Source organism: Actinomadura meyerae, assembly GCF_900188445.1.
Taxonomy (GTDB): domain Bacteria; phylum Actinomycetota; class Actinomycetes; order Streptosporangiales; family Streptosporangiaceae; genus Spirillospora; species Spirillospora meyerae.
Genome location: NZ_FZOR01000021.1, coordinates 113,355 through 127,800, shown reverse-complemented (window position 1 = coordinate 127,800; position 14,446 = coordinate 113,355). Strand labels below are relative to the sequence as shown.

Sequence of the window (14,446 nt, the reverse complement as noted above, 5' to 3'; positions counted from 1 at the left end):
GGTGAGCGAGCGGAGGTCCGGCACATCGGTCTACCTGCACGTGGGTGCGCCGACCGCCGGGACGGCGTACCTGCACCGGGTGCTGTGGGACAACCGGCGGCGGCTCGCCGACGGCGGCGTGTGCTACCCCGTCGCCGGGCCGCAGGAGCACTTCGGCGCCGTGATGGACCTGCGCGAGATGAGCTGGGGCGGTCGCCGCGACCCGGCGTGGGACGGCGCCTGGGCCCGGGTGGCGGAGCGGGCGCGCGAATGGGACGGCCCCGCGGTCGTGTTCTCCCAGGGGCTGCTCGCCGGAGCGACCGAGGAGCAGGTGAAGCGCGCCGTGGCCGCGCTGGAGCCGGCCGACGTCCATGTGGTTTTCGCGACGCGCGGCTGGGGCTGGCAACTGGCCCTCGACTGGCAGGAGCAGATCCTGCACGCCCACACGGTCGCGTTCGAGCGGTTCGCCGACGACCTCGTGAAGCTGGGCGTCAAGGCGCCCGAACCGTACGGCGAGATGTTCTGGGGGCTGCACGACCCGGTGCGGGTGCTGGCCGCCTGGGAGTCCGCCGTGCCGAAGGAGCGGATCCACGTCCTCACGCTCCCCGCGCCCGGCGGCGGCCCCTCCGTCCTGTGGGACAGGTTCCGCGCCGTGACCGGCATCGGCGCGGACGTGTGCGACACCGCCGGGATTCCGGCGGACGAGCCGCTCACGGCGGTGGAGGCCGAACTGCTGCGCCGGCTGAACGAGCGGATCGGGCCCGCGCTCGGCGAGGACTACGAGCGCGTCGTCCGCACCCACTTCCTCGACCGGACGACCTCCGGGACCAAGGCCGACCGGACGCCGATGGGCCTGCCCGCCCGGCACGCCGAATGGGCGGCGGCGCGGACGCGGGAGACGGTCGCGTCGCTGCGCGCGTCCGGCTACGACGTGGTCGGCGACCTCGCCGAGCTGGAGGCCGGCCCGGCGCCGAGGGGCGGGCTCGTCCCGGACGAGGTCCCCGACGAGCTGCTCGCGACCGCGACCGTCGAGGTCGCGGCGCACCTGCTCGAAGAGCTGTCGATGACGCGGGAGCGCGTCGGGCTCGCGCACCTGCACGGTGAGCTGGCCGGCATCCGGGAGAACATGCGCGAGCTCATGGAGGCCGCCGCGGACCCGTCCCCGGCGCTGCGGCGCGCGGCGCGCCGGGCCGCCCGCCGGCGCGGCCGATGAGCGGGCCGGCGAGCGAGCCGACGAGCGGGCCGACGAGCGGGCCGACGGGCGGGGAGCGCGACCCGGCGGCGGAGGTCCGCGTGACCGCCGTGGTCGTCACCTACAACCGGCGCGACCTCCTGGCCGAGGCGCTGGCCGCGCTCGCCGCGCAGACGCGCCCGCCCGACCGGACCATCGTGGTCGACAACGCCTCGGCGGACGGCACCGCAGCGATGGTCGCCGGCCGCTTCCCGGACGCGGACCTGCTGCCGCTGCCCCGCAACGTCGGCGGCGCGGGCGGCTTCGGCGCCGGGATGGCGCGGGCCCTGGACGGTGGGGCGGACCTGCTCTGGCTGATGGACGACGACACCGTCCCCGAGCCGCCGGCCCTCGCCGCACTGCTGGCCGCGCGCGAGCGGGCGACGACACGTACCGACGGGCCGCCCGCGCTCGTCGCGAGCAAGGTCGTGTGGACCGACGGGCGCCCGCACCCCATGAACACGCCCCGGCCGAAGCCCCGCGCGACCGCCGCCGAGACACGGCTCGCCGAAGCGGCGGGCTGCGTGCCGATCCGCTCCGCGTCCTTCGTGTCCGTGCTCGTGGACGCCGCCGCGGTGCGCGAGCGCGGGCTGCCGGTCGCCGACTACTTCCTGTGGAACGACGACTTCGAGTTCACGACGCGGCTGCTGCGCGGCCGCCGCGGGCTGCTGTGCCCGGACAGCGTCGCCGTCCACCGCACGGAGCGGTTCGGGGGTGCCGACGCCGACCCCGGCGACCGGTTCTACTACGAGGTCCGCAACAAGATCTGGCTGTTCACCGGCAGCCCGGGGCTGGCCCCGGCGGAACGCGTCCTGTACGCGGGGTCGACGCTGCGCCGCTGGTCGCGCACCTTCGCGGGCTCCCGCGACCGGGCGGTGCTGCGCCGCGCGCTCGCCCGCGGCGTCAAGGACGGGCTGACCGGGCGCCCGCGGCCCACGGCGGCGATCCTCCGGGACGTGGGCGTCGAGGTGCCGCCGGACGGCTACCGCACCTCGACGTAGTCGATCTGGCCCTGGCCGGGCCCGCCGAGCGGGCGCAGGCCCACCGTGTTCCATCCGGCGGCCAGCTCGACCTGCGCCGCCACCGACGTCCAGGCGAAGCCCCGCGTCGGGTGCAGCCGCACGGACGTCGCGGCGTACCCGTTCACCGCGAGCTCCATGTCGGCGTCGGCGGGCGTCGGGTTCGCGTACTGCGCCCGGAGCGTGTACTTCCCGGCGACCGGCGCGAAGACCGGCACGTCCATGCGGCAGTCGGCGCGCACGAGCGGGCCGACCGCCGCGCCGCCGGACGCGCCCGGCCGGGCCGCCGCGGGCGCGCAGCCGTTCAGCCGCCCCCGCTCGGCCTCGAACCGGGCGGGGACGCCGCGGACGGCGGGCCGCGCGCCGTCCCAGCCGAGCCGGGCGACGTACATGCCGCGGGTGACCTTGGAGCCGCCGTGGTAGCCGAGGATGCCGTGGAAGACCAGGTAGTCGCCGGTCTCGTCGCTGAGGACGTCCGCGCTCCCGGGGCCCTGCACCGCCCCGCCGTACTGCCCGGTCGACTGGACCGGCCCGCCCTTGCGGTACGGCCCCTCGATCGACGGCGCCACGGCGTACCGGGTCTGGTAGTTCGACTGGAAGTACCAGCCCGCCGAGTACAGCAGGACGTACTGGTTTCCGCGCCGGACGAGGTCGGGCGCCTCCACCAGGACCGGCTCGTCCGCGCCCCGCGCCATGATCTTCTTCGGCTCGCCCGCGCGGTGCAGCCCGTCCGCGCTGAGCCGGACCAGGTGGATGGCCGCCGTGCTCCGGTCGTCGGTCTTGTAGAGCAGGTAGCGCGTCCCGTCCGTCTCGATGTAGGACGCCGGGTCGATCGCGCCGCCGAGGTCCAGCGGGCAGACCAGCGGCCCGCCCTCGACCGGGACGAACGGGCCGGCGGGCGCGGACGCCGTCGCCACCCCGATGCACTGCGCGTCGCCGCCCTTGCGGCGGGCCGAGAAGTACAGCACGTACGGGCCCGACCCGCCCTGCGGCGGGACGACCTCGGGCGCCCACGTCCATCCCTCGGTGGCCCACGACGGCAGCCGGGCGAGGGCGTCGCCGGACGTCCGCCACGGCCCGGTCGGGGACGGCGCCGTCGCGACCGGTACCGCCGCGCCGCCGTTGTTGGTGCCGTAGGCGAAGTACGTCCCCGCGGCCTTGATCACGGTCGGGTCCGCGAACGCACTGGGGATCACCGGCTTGACCGGCGAGTAGCCGGGCGGGTCGAGCGGCTGCGGGGAACCGGCGGGGCTGGGCAGCGGCGGCTTGGCCGGACCGTGCGCCTGCCCCGGCCGCGCCCCGCCCGAGGACGGCAGGCACGAGACGGCCAGCAGGATGACCAGCGCGATCACGCCGCTGATCGCGGCGCCCGCGACCAGCGGCAGCAGCGGCGCGAGCGCCCGCGGATCCCCGCCCGGTCTCCTCATGTCACCGGCATCATGCCAACAAGCCGCAGGCACGGCGAACCGCCCCGGTACGCTCGACCGCGTCCGGATCGTTACGCTTGCCCGGCGACCGCATCGTGGAAGGGAAGACGTTGATCCGACACCGGGGGGCGGCCGCGGTCCTGTGCCTGATCGCCGTCCTCGCCCTCGGCGGGTGCTTCCTCCAGCCCGGCGGCCGCGGCGGCGACGCGAAGAACGGCGGGGACGCGAAGGGCGGCCAGAAGGCCAGCAAGCCGAACATCGTCTTCGTCCTCACCGACGACCTCTCCTGGAACCTCGTCGCGCACATGCCGCAGGTACAGCGGATGCAGCGGGAGGGGCTGACGTTCGGCAACTTCATCGTCGCTGACTCGCTGTGCTGCACGTCCCGCGCCACGATCTTCACCGGCCAGTACCCGCACAACACCAAGGTCCGGACGAACTTCCCGCCCAACGGCGGCTTCGAGGTGTTCCGGCGCAACGGCGGCGAGCAGATGTCGTTCGCCCCGGCCCTGCAGAAGGCCGGGTACCGCACCGCGCTGCTCGGCAAGTACATGAACGGCTACCTGCCGAGCATGAAGATGGGCGGGACGACCCAGTACATGCCGCCGGGCTGGACCGAGTGGTACGTCAACGGCAACGGCTACCCGGAGTACAACTACAACCTGAACGAGAACGGCCGGCTCGTCCACTACGGCGGGGAGCCGCGGGACTACCTGACCGATGTGCTGGCGGGCAAGGGCCTGGACTTCATCAAAAGGTCCCAGAGCTCGGACAAGCCTTTCTTCATGGAGGTGGCGACGTTCGCGCCGCACGGGCCGTTCATCCCGGCGCCGCGGCACGCGGGGATGTTCGCCGACCTGCGCGCGCCCCGGGCACCGTCCTTCAACGAGGCGGACGTGCGCGACAAGCCGTCGTGGCTGCGGTCGCACACCCCGCTGCGCAGTCCGGGGCTGCGCGGCATCGACGCGGGCTTCCGCGACCGGGTCCGGATGGTCCAGGCGGTGGACGAAATGATCGGCCGAATCCGGACAACTCTGAAGGAACTGGGCATCGAGCGCGAGACCTATGTGATCTTCGGCTCCGACAACGGCTTCCACATGGGCGAGCACCGGCTCGCCGGCGGCAAGATGACCGCGTTCGACACCGACATCCGGGTGCCGTTCGTCTTCACCGGTCCGGGCGTCCCGGCCGGACGGACGGTCGATCAGATCGCGCAGAACACCGACCTGTCCCCGACGTTCCAGGAGCTGGCCGGGGCGCGCCCCTCCCCCGCCGTCGACGGCCGGTCGCTCGTGCCGTTCCTGCGCGGTCGCACGCCACAGGACTGGCGCCAGGCGGCGCTCATCGAGCACGTCAAGCCGGCGCCGTCCCCGCAGGACCCCGACCGGCAGGACTCCGCACCCGGCGCGCCGACGACCTACAACGCGGTCCGCACGACCGACATGCTCTACGTGGAGTACGCCGCGGGCGAGCGGGAGTACTACGACCGCACCCGCGACCCGCACGAGCTGACCAACATCGCGGGGACGCTGCCGGAGCAGCGGCGGCAGCACCTGAGCGACCTCCTGTCCGCACTGACGCGCTGCGCGGGGGCGTCGTGCACCGCCGCCGGCCGGAGCCGGTGAGGACTTCCGTCCCTTATGCGCCGCTATCATCGCTGACGACTGCGGCGACGCCGCGATGTGCAGGGTGAGCAGATACCGCGCAGTGTGAGCAGATACGGGGAGAGCGGGCGTGACTCCAACCGGAAAGCCGGACGACGAGCACGAGGCGGAGCGTCCCGACCCCGGGCAGCCCGCCCAGGCCCCGCCGCCCCCGCGCTGGCTGGACGGCCAGGACGCCCCGAGCGGTCCGCTGCTCCCCGGCGGCGGGCCGGCGCAGGCGCTCCCGCCGGAACCGCCCGCGCAGCCGCCCGCGCAACCGCCGGCCGAACCGCCCGCCGAACCTGAGGCGGAGGCGGGACCGCCGCCCGCCGGTGAGGGCGCCGGAGCGGTCGGCCCCGGCGTGGCCGACCGGACCGTCCTGGAGTTCCGGTTCGAGCAGGACGACGAGGCGAAGCCCGCCCCCGCGGCACCCTCCGCTCCGGCTCCCGCTCCGGCCACGTCCACCGACATCCCCGGCCCGCCGCCGTTCCCGTACGCGCAGCAGCCGCCGGCGCCGCCCGCGCCGATGCCGCCCGCGCCCGTCCCGGCTCCCCAGCCCCCGGCCGCGCAGCCCCCGGCGGTGCAGCCGCCGCCCGTGCAGCCTCCCGCCGCGCAGCCGCCGCCTTCGCAGAGCCCTCCGGCGCACGAGCCGTTCCCCTTCGCGCAGGAGATCCCGAGCACCCCGGCGCGTCCGGCCCCGGAGCCGTTCCCGTACGCGCAGGAGGTGCCCGGCACCCCGGCGCCGCCCGCTCCCGAGCCCTTCCCGTACGCGCAGGAGATCCCGGGCGCGCAGAGCTCTCCGCCCGCCGCGGAGCCGTTCCCGTGGGCGCAGCAGATCCCCGCCGCCTCCGCCCAGCCCGCCCCGGAGGCCGCCCGTCCCGCGGCGCCGCCGCCGGTGATCGAGGAACCGTGGCGGACGACGCAGAGCGCGCCCGCGAAGCCGCGCAGGAGCTTCAAGAAGCCCCTGCTCATCGGCGCGGCGGGGCTGGCGGCCGTGGCCCTGGTCGCCGCGGCGGTGCTCGTGGTGCCCGGCCTGCTGGACGGCGAGGAGGAGGCGGGCGGCGGCAGCGCCAAGCTGGCCGGGGCGGTGTTCCCGGTCGACGGCGCCGCGCCCACCGACGGCCGCGACCAGCAGATCACCGGGGTCGCGGCGGTCGGCTCGACGGTCGTCGCGGTCGGCGGCGAGACCGATCCGCAGAACGCCCGCGGCCTGTTCCTGGTCTCCGGTGACGGCGGCCGGACGTTCGAGTCCGTCCCGCAGGAGAGCACCGACGGCGGCGTCGCGCCGCCCGGCGGGGTGCCCGAGGCGGTCGGCGCCTCGCCGCGCGGCTGGGTCGCGATCGGCAGCCGCGCGGGCGGCGCCGGCGCCGTGTGGACGAGCGAGAACGGCCGGGAGTGGCGGCGGCAGCCCGACGCCGTCGGCGACGTCTTCGGCCCCAACGACCGGGTGACCCGCATCGCCGGCACCCGCAGCGGGTTCATGGCCATCGGCGAGTACTCCCGCAAGGGCGACTTCAGCGACGCGCAGCGGGCCATGTGGCTGTCCTCCGACGGCCGCCGCTGGGAGGCGCGGATCGGCGACCAGACGGGCCTGCGCGTGGAGAAGTCCTCGCTGTCGTTCGTCGAGGCCGCCGCGAGCGGCGACGTGATCCTGCTGCAGGGGCTCGTGACGCCGAGCTCCCGCAAGCCCGGCCCGTACCGGAAGGTGTGGCGGTCCCAGGACGGCGGCCGGACCTGGGCGGTCTCCGAGGTGCCGGTGCCGAAGGGCAGCCGCGGCCTGATGATCGGCGGCGGCGCGGCCGGGTTCGTGGCGATGCGGGAGGTCACGGTGTCCGGCCGGGCCGCCGGGCAGGCGTTCCTGTCCAAGGACGGCAGGTCCTGGTCGAAGGGCGGCGTGCTGGCCCCCGGCGGCTACCGCGGCACGAGCGGGTTCGCCGTCGACGGCGACGGCTTCACCGCCGTCGTCACGCGGGACGGCGACACGCTGCTGTCGCGCAGCGCGGACGGCCGGAGCTGGCGCAACGCCGGCAGCGCCGAGGCGAAGCCGGGCCGGGAGATCCTGGACGCGGCGGCCGCCGGCGGCCAGGCGGTCCTCGTCGGCCGCGAGCCGGGCGGCGGCGACACCAACGCGGTGCTCGGCGTCTGGGACGCCAACGGCACCGAGGTCCCGATCGACCTCGCGAAGATCCCCGGCGCCGTCCGGCGCGACCACTCCGTCCGCTCCGTCACCGCGACCGGCGACCTGGCCGTCGCGGTCGGCAGCGCGAGCGGCGACGCCGCCGTCTGGTCGTCGCAGGACGGCGGCACCTGGAAGCCCGCGCAGGGGCTCGGCGCGGCGTTCACCCGGCCGGGGTCGCAGCAGCTGACCGACGTGGCCGCCGGGACGTCCGGCTGGGTCGCGGTCGGCTACGACCAGGCGGCCGCCCGCCGCCCGCTCGTCGTCACCTCCGCGGACGGCGCCACCTGGCAGGCCGCCGACTCGGCCGCCGCCTTCGCCGCCGACAAGACCGGCCAGCCCGTCACCTACGCGGCCGCGGCCGGGGAGCGCGGCTACGTGGTCATCGGCACGCAGGGGTACTCGGTGGCGACCTGGTTCTCCGCCGACCTGAAGAACTGGGAGCGCGGCACCGGGGCCGACCCGAAGCAGATGACGGGCGGCAAGGACGACCCGCGCTGGATGCTGGACGTCGCGACCGGCTCGTTCGGCTTCGCCGCAGTGGGCGGCAGCCGCGACGCCAAGGGCAACCACCCGTCGGTGTGGATGTCGTCCGACGGCAAGAAGTGGACGCTGCAGCAGCTTCCGGTGCCGTCCGGCGCGACCGAGGCGCACCTCACGCACGTGGCCGCCAAGGACGGCGCGATCGTGGCCGCGGGGATCGCCGCGATGCCCAAGGGCCTGGACCGGTTCGGCTACATCTCCACCGACGCGGGCAAGACGTGGCGCCCGGTCACGCTCCCCGGCGGGGACACGGCCGTCACGGTCACCGCGCTGGCCGCGACGTCCGGCGGGTTCGCCGCCACCGGCACGACCGGGCGCCCGGGTGCGGCGGACGTCGTGTCGTGGACGTCCGCCGACGGGGTGACGTGGAAGTCCGCGACGCCCGGCGGCACGGGGCTCGGCGGTGTCGGCGACCAGCAGATCACCGGTCTCGCGCCCTTCAAGGGCACGCTGCTCGGCGTCGGCCGCAGCGCCGACGGGAACGGGGACCAGCCCGTCCTGTGGTCCCGGCCGAGCTGACCCGCCCGCCCTCCAGCCCTACGGGAGAAGGGCCGGGCGCGGCGCCCCGCTCGGCGGTCAGCGGACGGGCGGGGCCGGCGGCTCCTGCCGGGGCGCCGGCTCCTGCGGCTCCCGCCGGGGCGCCGGCACCGGCGGCACCTTGCCCCCGCGCCGCGCGTGGCGGGGGATGTAGGACAGCGCGCCCGCCGGGGTGCTGCCGCCGTCGGAACGGTCCCGCGTGCGGTTGCGGCGGGCGCCGTAGGGGGCGACCACGGCCCGGTAGAACGGTTTGCGGATCATCGTGGGGACGAGGCGGTAGCCGCCGCGGACGACGACGTTGCGCCAGTACTGCGGCTGGGAGATGAAGCCCTCGCGGAGCATCTCGCGCTGGAGGCGCAGTTCGGAGCGCAGCAACTCGGTGCCGCCGCGCCGCTTGTAGGCGCCCTCCCCGACCCGGTAGTAGACGAGCGGCTCGGCGACGTTCACCATCCGGGCGCCGTTCGCGATCATGCGGACGAACAGCCAGTAGTCCTCCATCAGCGGCAGGTCGCCGTAGCCGCCCGCGGCGACGACGGCGCTGCGCCGGTAGACGACCGTCGGATGGTTGAACGGGTCGTGGAGGCGGGAGTAGCGGGCGATGTCGGCGGGGTCGCTCGGCGGGATGCGGCGGCCGACGACGTCGGTGATGTCGGCGCCGAACTCCAGCAGGCCCGCGCCGACGAGGTCGGCTCCGGCGCGCACCAGCGGCACCTGGGTCTGGAAGCGGTGCGGCATGGCGACGTCGTCGGCGTCCATGCGGGCGACGATGTCGTGCCACGCGGCGTGCAGCCCGGCGTCGAGGGCGGGGCCGAGGCCGCGGTTGTGCTCCAACGGGACGAACACCACCTTGACGGGGCTGCCCGCCATGAGCTCGCGCAGGCAGGCCGACAGCTCGGGCGGGACTGGCCCGTCCTGGACGAGCACCACCTGGTCCGGCCGCAGGGTCTGCAGGTGCACGGCGCTGCGGAACGCGTCCCGGACATGCTCCGCCTGGTCGCCGCCGTAGACGGTCATCAACAGGGAGAAGGGTTCGAGCTGCATGCGTCCGTTCCGGGGGAGCTCGGCCGGCCGGTGGAGCCCAGTGCGGGGAGGCGGCTCGTCGGGCCAGGATCGTCGGGAGTCAACTAGGCCGTCCTACTAGGGACGCTTTGCTGCGGTTGATGGTTTGCGCGGGGCCAAGATACCGCCTTGGACCTCCGCATCAGGTGTGGGCGCAGATGTCACGGTCCGCACGGATCTCACCCGCCACCTTGGGCACGACCGGTCTCAGCGCGCGCAGCCGGGCGCCGTCGTTCCCGATGAGGAGGTACACGTAGCCCGGCTTCGCCGATCGCCAGGGCCGCGGCTCATGCCCGGGGACCGCGATCGCCACCCGCGCGGCCTGCCGTTCGGCGCCCGCGCCGTACAGGATCCGGGTGCGGGCGTACTTCTTCTTGCTGCTGCCGACCTTGACGACCTGGTAGCCGCGGTCGGCGAGCTGCTCGGCGGTCCGCTGGGCGAGGCCGTGGGCGGAGGACGCGTTGTAGACGCCGATCTTCACCTGCGCGGGCGGCACGGGCTGCACCTTGTTCTGTGCGGCCACCGGCGTCGGCGGCGGGGTCGGCTCCGGTTCCGGGAGCTTGTTGTCCTCCCGGACGGCCCGGAACAGCGGCTCCGCCAGCGCCTGGTCGAACTGGACGCGGTTCCTGTCCTGCGGGTACGCCTGCACCGGCACGGTGACGAACCGGACCTTCCCCGCGCTCATGCCGCGCAGGCCGGCGGCGAGCTTCTGCATCACCGACAGGGTGAGCCGGTCGTCGGCCTTGATGGACTTGGTGGCGGCGGAGAGGAAGGCGTAGGTCCGCCCGGGGTCGGTGAGCATGCCCTTGTCGGTCGCCTTCTTGACGACGGAGGCCATGAACGCCTGCTGCCGCTTGATCCGGTCGAGGTCGGAGCCGTCCCCGAGGACGTAGCGGGTGCGGACGTAGCCGAGCGCCTGGTCACCGTGGACGACTTGCCGGCCCGCCCTGAGGTGCAGCTCGGCCTTGGGGTCGTCGACGCGCTTCGGCACGCAGATCTCGACGCCGCCGAGCGCGTCCACGACCCGCTTGAACCCCGAGAAGTCGACCTCGACGTAGTGGTCGATGTGGATCTTGGTGAGCGACTCGATGGTGCGCCAGGTGCAGGCGGGGCCGCCGTTGGAGAACGCCGCGTTGATCATCCCGAACTGGGCCGGGACGACGGAGCCGTTCCTCCGCTTGCACGGCGGCATCCGCACCATCGAGTCGCGCGGGAAGCTGATCCCGATGGCGCTCTCCCCGCCGGGCGAGATGTGCAGCAGGATCGTGGTGTCGGAGCGCTGCCCGGCCTCCTCGCCGTAGCGGGCGTTCTCCCCCGCGCGGCTGTCGGACCCCATCAGCAGGATGTTCAGCGAGCCGTTCAGCTTGGGCGGGCGGTTCTCGCCGAGCCGGTCGTCGACGTGCTCGCGGTCGATCTGGCCGTCCAGCCGCCGCCAGAAGCCGTAGGCGGTGAGGCTGCCGGCCACCAGCACGACCGACAGCGCGATCGACAGCCCGCCGAGCACGCGCCACAGGCGCCCCCGCACCGGCGGCTCCGGTGGCGTCGGGGCGCTGTCCGCGTAGTAGACGCCGGGGGGCGCGGCGGCTCGCTGCATCCGTAACATTTCAGCACAGATTGGACATGAGCCACCGGTGTCACGGGAAACTGCCCGGGCCCCGGGAAGGTGATCCGCGCGGGTCCGGCGGCCGCCCGGCCGGGGGGCGCTCCCGGTGACTAGACTCCCGGACGAGATGAGCACCGTAGACGCGCTGACCGACCAAGCGATGGTCGTCCTCCAGGACCGGCCGGTCGTGCCGCTGAGCGCCTGGCTGAACAAGGCCCTGGCCGACTGCGCCGAGACCGGCCGCACGCTGCAGCTCGTCACGCCGCTGGAGTCCCGGCTGACGCTGCCGCTGCGCACCGCCGCGTCCGGCGACGGCGCGCAGTGGATCGTGCGCAACGGCGACGGCTACTACGAGGGCCTGACCGGGCGGCCGATGAGATGGGGCGGCCGGACGTTCGTGCCCGTCCCGGAGGCCCGCGACTACGCGCCCGGCTTCACCACCCGGCCGACCGCGCCGATCGGCGCGCAGCTCACCCTCGTCTACCGGATCCGGCACGCCGCCGAGGGCGACCTCGCCGGGACGATCGAGCGCCTCCTCCAGCTGCTCACCGGAAAGTACCCGGCCGGGCTCGGGCTCGCCGAGCCGCTGGAGCACCCGTGGCGGCGCGACCGGCTCACCGAGTACGTGCGCGGACGCTCCAGCGTGCGGCTCGTCGTCGGCGGCGACGGCCCCCGCCCCGCCCAGGCGATCTGCGACTACAGCGCCGCCGAGGGCGGCGTCGTGGCCGAGACCAGCACCGTCACGGTCGGCTACGCCCCGCAGGACCCGCCGCCGTTGCAGCACCTCCCGACGCTCGTCGGCGCGCTCGCCGCCGACCAGCCGATCGCGTCGCTGTTCGTCCAGCTCACCCCCGGCCGCGCCGACCTCACCACCGAGCCCCGCTGGACGGGTGCGCCCGCCCCGGTCGCGCTGGCCGTCGCGGGCACCGTCGCCGGGCCGAACGGGATCCCCGGCCAGCAGGTCGGGCCGCCGCGCGCCCCGCTGACGTTCTTCCCGCTCGGCGACGGCCGCTCCCCGGACGGCTGGCAGCGGCACAGCGCGCTCATGCAGCACCTCCAGTCGTCCTGAGCCGGGGCCTGAACCGCGCCGGCTCCGCCCGTCTCCGGGGCCTGATCCGGTCACCGAAGAACATCCCGCCCATGCCGCCCTTCGGCCGGATGATCTACCCGATAGGGATGATGTACGGTCCATGACCATGGTGACGGACGGCCGGCTCGACGCGCTTGAGCGGGCCGTCGAGGGGACGCTCGCCGAGGGGTCGGTCGAGTACGACGGCGACGAGGCGGTGCTCCGCATCGAGAGCTCCCCCGTCCTCACCGCCGGCTGGAGCCTCGGGGGCACCGTGGGCGGCGTCGCGCTGCTGCTCACCGGGGCCGTGCTGTCCCTCACCGGGTTCCAGGACGAGGCGCGGTGGGCGCTCGCGCCCGGCGCCGCGCTGCTCGGCGCCGTGGCCTGCTTCATGCTGCTGTGGCGCTTCAGCCCGCTGTCGCGCCTCTGGGCGGACCTGGAGCTGCGGTTCGGCGAGCGCGCCATCGTCCACCGCGGGACCCGGCTGCCGTTCGGCGACCTGCGCCCCGAGCACCTGGTGTGGAAGAACGGGCCGTTCTTCCGGCGGCTGTACGTCCGGCACCCGGCGCTGCGCAAGCAGCTCACCGGGTTCTTCGGCAGCGAGAAGCGGCAGGCCGAGGAGTTCCGCCGGCGGCTCTGGGAGCTGATCTCCGCGCCCGACCCGCCCGACGCCCCGCCCGGCGGCGGCCTCACCCCGGTGCAGCGCTGGATCATCGGCGCGGGCGCGCCCTACGGCGCGATCAACGGGTTCCGGGTGGACCGCCTCGGCACCGGTCCCGGCGCCGCCGCGGCCGCCGACCGCCGCGCCGCCCAGGAGCTGCTCCAGGACCCGTGGGGCGCCTACGATCTGGAGCAGCTGCTCGCCGCCGTCAACTGGCTCGTCCAGGACGGGCACCGCGCCGACTTCACCCAGGACGCCCGCCTCGCCGCCCGTCCGCCCGCCGCGCAGGAGGAGTACGCGGCGCTGCTGCGGGAGGTCGACGCGCTCATCACCGCCGACCGGCTCGAACCGCCGTTCGTCGAGCGGCTGATCGAGCTGGTCCGGGTCCGGTACGGCGACGAGGGCGGCGCGTACGCGCGGCTCGTCCCGCCGCTGCTGCGCGACGAGCCGGGCGCGGACGCCAGCGAGGAGGGCGCCGAGCTGGCGCAGTTCCTCCACCAGCTGTTCAACGACCGCAACCACGCCGCCGAGGAGCTGCACCGGCTGAAGGTCCTCGCCGACCCGGCGCTGCGGGCCGACGTGGGGCGGTTCCTCATCTGGGACTACGGGCGCGCCCTGATGCTCTACCGCTGGGGCCACATGGTCGGCTGGCTGACCGAGGAGTACTGCTGGGAGCGGATGCTGCCGCTGGCCCTCGACATCCAGCGGCGGTACTCGTCCTGGCGGGACATGGCCACCTGCTACCTGCAGGGGCGGCTGCTCTGGTCGGGCGGCGGCGGGAAGGCGCAGGACGAGTACGAGCGGCTCGTCGACGACCTCGCCACCGAACCGCGCAGCCCTTGGAACCTCGTCCCGTGGGACCTGGACCTGACCCGCGACTGGACCTGACCCGCGAGCGGGACGCGACCCGCCGGGCGGACGCGGGCGGGGTCAGCCGATGACGCCGCCCTGGTAGGCGTCCCCGGGCAGGCCGCCCGGCTGCGGGGCGTCGTCGCCGTGCTCGGCCGCACGCCAGCTCTGGGCGGGCGGGTCGGTCGCGCCGTCGGGGTAGACGATGCCGCCGAGCCAGCGGACGAGCGAGTCGGCGAACACGCGGGCGACGCGCATCGCGTCCGGGACGTCGGCGACGGCGCGGACGTCCACCCACCAGACCGGCACCCCGACCCGCTCGGCGAACTCGGGGCCGAGCAGCCGCCGGATCTCGCTCGACGCCGAGACCCGCACCGCGTCCTCGATGGCGACGAGCAGCCGGCCCTCCGCGTCGTACAGCAGGGTCGGCTCGGGCTCCCCGCCGCGCAGCTCCAGCCGCTCGCCCATGGCGATCATGCCGTCGGCCACGGCGTGCACGTCCGGATCGCGGCGCACCAGCGCCACCAGGTCAGTGCTCATCGGTCACCTCGGCCTCGGGCGGGACGGAGCGGGCCGCCGCCGCCCCGGGCGGCCGGTCGCCGGATTGAGTCGGACACGTGCCTCCCCTCTTCCCCGCAACTTTATGAGAG

The 14,446-nt window shown here is 75.1% G+C and carries 10 protein-coding genes; 6 read left to right on the top strand and 4 right to left on the bottom strand.

What is annotated here, in order from left to right:
* Window position 1: 1 nt before the first annotated feature.
* Window positions 2–1,192, top strand: a complete 1,191-nt coding sequence (locus CHF16_RS21880; RefSeq protein ID WP_143228085.1) for a hypothetical protein — start codon at window positions 2–4, stop codon at window positions 1,190–1,192.
* Complete coding sequence (locus CHF16_RS21875) at window positions 1,189–2,211, top strand: glycosyltransferase (protein WP_089327961.1); 1,023 nt, start codon at window positions 1,189–1,191, stop codon at window positions 2,209–2,211. Before CHF16_RS21880 ends, CHF16_RS21875 begins: the two co-directional genes overlap by 4 nt.
* On the opposite strand, the gene CHF16_RS21870 is transcribed toward CHF16_RS21875, so the two are convergent.
* The gene (locus CHF16_RS21870) at window positions 2,193–3,656 is read right to left on the bottom strand and encodes a family 43 glycosylhydrolase (protein ID WP_089327960.1); all 1,464 of its coding nucleotides are present in this window, start codon (window positions 3,654–3,656) and stop codon (window positions 2,193–2,195) included. The two genes, CHF16_RS21875 and CHF16_RS21870, sit on opposite strands and share 19 nt — an antisense overlap.
* A 110-nt stretch (window positions 3,657–3,766) precedes the next feature.
* On the opposite strand from CHF16_RS21870, the gene CHF16_RS21865 reads away from it, so the two are divergent.
* Both CHF16_RS21865 and CHF16_RS21860 read left to right on the top strand, forming a co-directional pair.
* Entirely contained in the window at window positions 3,767–5,281 is a 1,515-nt protein-coding gene (locus CHF16_RS21865) for a sulfatase family protein (RefSeq protein WP_089327976.1), read from the top strand.
* Between the two features lie 109 nt (window positions 5,282–5,390).
* On the top strand, window positions 5,391–8,537 hold the full coding sequence (locus tag CHF16_RS21860) for a sialidase family protein (protein ID WP_089327959.1): 3,147 nt from the start codon (window positions 5,391–5,393) through the stop codon (window positions 8,535–8,537).
* Window positions 8,538–8,594: 57 nt separating this feature from the next.
* On the opposite strand, the gene CHF16_RS21855 is transcribed toward CHF16_RS21860, so the two are convergent.
* Window positions 8,595–9,596, bottom strand: coding sequence for a glycosyltransferase (locus CHF16_RS21855; protein ID WP_089327958.1), 1,002 nt, complete (start codon window positions 9,594–9,596; stop codon window positions 8,595–8,597).
* A 160-nt stretch (window positions 9,597–9,756) separates the two neighbouring features.
* Complete coding sequence (locus CHF16_RS21850; RefSeq protein WP_089327957.1) at window positions 9,757–11,208, bottom strand: LCP family protein; 1,452 nt, start codon at window positions 11,206–11,208, stop codon at window positions 9,757–9,759.
* Between the two features lie 136 nt (window positions 11,209–11,344).
* Between CHF16_RS21850 and CHF16_RS21845 the strand changes: the two genes are divergently transcribed.
* Window positions 11,345–12,286, top strand: a complete 942-nt coding sequence (locus CHF16_RS21845; protein WP_245868978.1) for a DUF6177 family protein — start codon at window positions 11,345–11,347, stop codon at window positions 12,284–12,286.
* Between the two features lie 121 nt (window positions 12,287–12,407).
* Window positions 12,408–13,835, top strand: a complete 1,428-nt coding sequence (locus tag CHF16_RS21840; protein WP_089327956.1) for a DUF1266 domain-containing protein — start codon at window positions 12,408–12,410, stop codon at window positions 13,833–13,835.
* A gap of 42 nt (window positions 13,836–13,877) precedes the next feature.
* Here CHF16_RS21840 and CHF16_RS21835 read toward each other — a convergent pair whose 3' ends face one another.
* On the bottom strand, window positions 13,878–14,336 hold the full coding sequence (locus CHF16_RS21835) for a hypothetical protein (protein ID WP_089327955.1): 459 nt from the start codon (window positions 14,334–14,336) through the stop codon (window positions 13,878–13,880).
* Window positions 14,337–14,446: the final 110 nt, after the last annotated feature.